Consider the following 2,952-nt stretch of genomic DNA (forward strand, 5'->3'; position numbering starts at 1 on the left):
CCTTCCGGAATTTCTCGCCGCTGGCCCTGCGGACTCCACCCTGCCGATATTCCTGCGTCGCTGGCTCCTCAAAGCTCACGACCAAGCGCACCAACGCCTCGCGGCGTAGACGCTCGTTCGAGAAAGTGCCACTGTCCAGATATGTATCCTTCATGGGTCAGCGGTTCAGTTCAACGGGGCCTTTCCGCCATCCGGCCTGGCGCCGACCAGCTCTCTCGCGCAGCGTCCGTGCGGGCGGATGACGGAAAAACCCTCTTACGTTAGACGGTCGATTCATCATCATGTCCTGGTCATTGCAGGCTTCTGGTTACAATCGGACCATGGGCATGTGGCGCATGACCACGACGTCCACATCACGGCCACCGGATCAGCCGAGCGGCGCCTGCCGCGAGAGTGATGCCGGGTAGTTCCGCGGCGGTCCATTGTGCGCTGAAGCTGTCGAAGACCTGTGGAAGGCGCGTGCCCGCTCGCAGGTGCAAGTCGGTGGTGATGTCGTGGCGGTAGTCGCGGTTGACGAGCAGAATGGCGAGTTGACCTGAACCGTTGGTGAACAGCCCGGCCGTCACCGGGCCACCTTCGATCGCCTCGATCGGGCCGAGCGGGAAGGGAGGGGCGACCTCACCCGCCGAGTCAGCCACGGCCACTGAGTGAAACGTGGCCAGCTCCTGAGCGATGGCGCGGGCCTCTCGATTCAATTGAGCCACCTGCAAGTAGTGGAGCGTCGGCTGGCCCTGTTCGATCAGACCGTTATGGAACTTCATGATGTCCGCGCCTTCGACGTTCGCTGGGGTCCAGTAGGCAAAATACGAAATGCCGCGGGCGCCGAAGGCAAGCGCATGGAACACTTGCCAGCGCAGCTCCGCCGCGGTCGAATCGCGATAGCGTGCGTGCGGCATGGCCAGAACGATCAGCATGAACGGCAGGTCATGCTGGAGTGCCTGCTCGCGGATGAGCGCAAGATTGGAGAAGAACGTCGATCGATCCTTTTCATTTCCATGCTCATCGTACCCGAACGGATAGTAATCGTAGCTGAGCAGGTCCGGATGGACAGTACCGAGGAATCGTTCAAGATAATCGCGGTAACTGTCCGCCCCGAGATGCGTTGGTGGAATGAATTCCGGGAGCAGATTGACGTAGGCGCGATGCGTGGGGTCTTCTGCCCGCAGCCGTGCGACCACGGCCGCGAAGGCGGCGAAATCGGCAGCGGGCGGCTCATCACCGACGAAGTACTCGCCCAGTGCGGGGTGATGTCCGTAGTCCGCTACCGCGGCGCTGAGCCGGGATTCCCAACCAGGTAGCCCTGCCGCGCCCGGGTTGAAGCGAGGATCGGCGACCGACAGGCGCAAGCCGTGACGGGCAGCGGTGTCGAGAGCGCGCAGGTTGAGTTCCGGAGTCACTTCGCCTTCGCACGGTGACCCCACCAGGTTGAAACCGGCGGCCGCGATCTCTGCCGCACGGGCATCGGTAAACTCGGCCAGTGGCGGTCCGCACCAGAAGGTGAGAATGAAACTCTGCGGAGGCGGGAGCGGCGCCGCAGGAGCGAGGCGGAACGTCGTACAGCCGGCCAACAGAATGAGCAGGTTCACCGCAATGTACCGGCAAGTCCCCATAGTCCAGCCCGTGTAGCAACAGGAGAGTGAGCGTACGATTGAGATCACGAGAAGATGGCGTCCCGTTGCCGCGTCATCGGTTCAGAGCCCTCGCAGGCTCGCGATCTTCGTCAGCACCGCGTGTGCCAGGTGGGGAAGAGAGGAGAGGAGTCCGCCCCATGCGAACTCCCCTTCGTATGGAATCACCTCCGATAAGAAGGCCAGCATCAACACGACATTCCAGAGGAACAGCCCGGCTGTCGTCGCGGCGAACACGCCACGGGGCCACGGTCGCCTCAGCTTGGCAATGACGGCAGCCAGTCCGACGATGAACAAAGGAGTGAGGCTGAGGAATGGCCGCTGGCCGAATGACAATCCCATCCACCAGCACGACCAGGAGCCTACCACGTACAACTGCGCGGCTACGGACGCGAGCGCCGCGTACGCGAACACTGGATGTGCTCGTACGAGTAAAAGGAGCCCGAGCAGGCAGACGGCGATCAACGGGTGCCACGTGAACAAACCATGGTTTGCGGAAAACAAGACTTCGAGGACCTTGGGATTAAGCAGGTTAGAGAAGCTCTGCCCTCGGTACGAGTAGGTGATCAGGGAGCCCCGTAGGTAGTACCAGACGGCGAGTTGGACGGCGAAAACGGCAGTGAAGCTCAGCAGGAAAAGTACGGACGGGCGTACAGCGGGGCGCAGCTGCCGGGCGCGGTACGCCTGCACCAGTGTGCATCCCAGCGGGACGAGCAGAAGGGTGATGTCCTGTTGCCGCACCATCACGAGCAACGCGCTGGACCGCCCATCAGGATCGCTCTGAGGGTTGCCGATAGTCGCCGCGGCACCTTCCAAATGTAGAGGAGCAGGCTGAAGGCAAAGACCGATGCCAGGTGCGACTGGAAGGGCTCGCGGGCAAAATAGTAGATGAGCGGACTACATAGCCAGAACGCGATGGTGGCAAAGAGGCAGTCGCGTTCCGCGAAGTACACGCACGCAAAACGAAACGAGAGCCACATGCCAACCGCGCCGAGGAGAAACGAGGCGTAGGAGAAGATGAGTTGATCGAGGAAGAGCGGGAAGCGGGAGTCGGGCGTACCCTGCGCACCGATTCGTGCCAGAACCAGCGACGGTAAAATGTAGACAGGAGCAACAAGCAACGGAAGGCCTACCGTGTAGAGGTTGTCGGGATGCCCGGTGACAGGATCGCGCCCCCACGGCAACGGGTCACCGTCAGGAATCATGGCCAGATCATTCGTGAAATCCAGGTCCCCGTCGTGAACCAGCGATCGCACGTAAACGTAGTAGCCAACTGGGTCATGGTGCTGAAACACGGCGCCGCGTGCATGCAGGAGGACCGCAA

Annotated in this window: 3 protein-coding genes; all 3 read right to left on the reverse strand. The window is 61.8% G+C overall.

Translation table 11 applies throughout. The features are described from left to right. Positions 1-353 precede the first annotated feature (353 nt). Entirely contained in the window at positions 354-1,610 is a 1,257-nt protein-coding gene (locus tag VF515_20555; GenBank protein ID HEX7410017.1) for a hypothetical protein, read from the reverse strand. Between the two features lie 81 nt (positions 1,611-1,691). Continuing rightward, entirely contained in the window at positions 1,692-2,372 is a 681-nt protein-coding gene (locus VF515_20560) for a hypothetical protein (protein ID HEX7410018.1), read from the reverse strand. Next, positions 2,372-2,952, reverse strand: a 581-nt coding sequence (locus VF515_20565) for a hypothetical protein (GenBank protein HEX7410019.1), incomplete at its 5' end; no start/stop codon positions are given. The genes VF515_20560 and VF515_20565, both read right to left, overlap by 1 nt.

This window comes from Candidatus Binatia bacterium (genome assembly GCA_036382395.1).
GTDB lineage: Bacteria > Desulfobacterota > Binatia > HRBIN30 > HRBIN30 > JAGDMS01.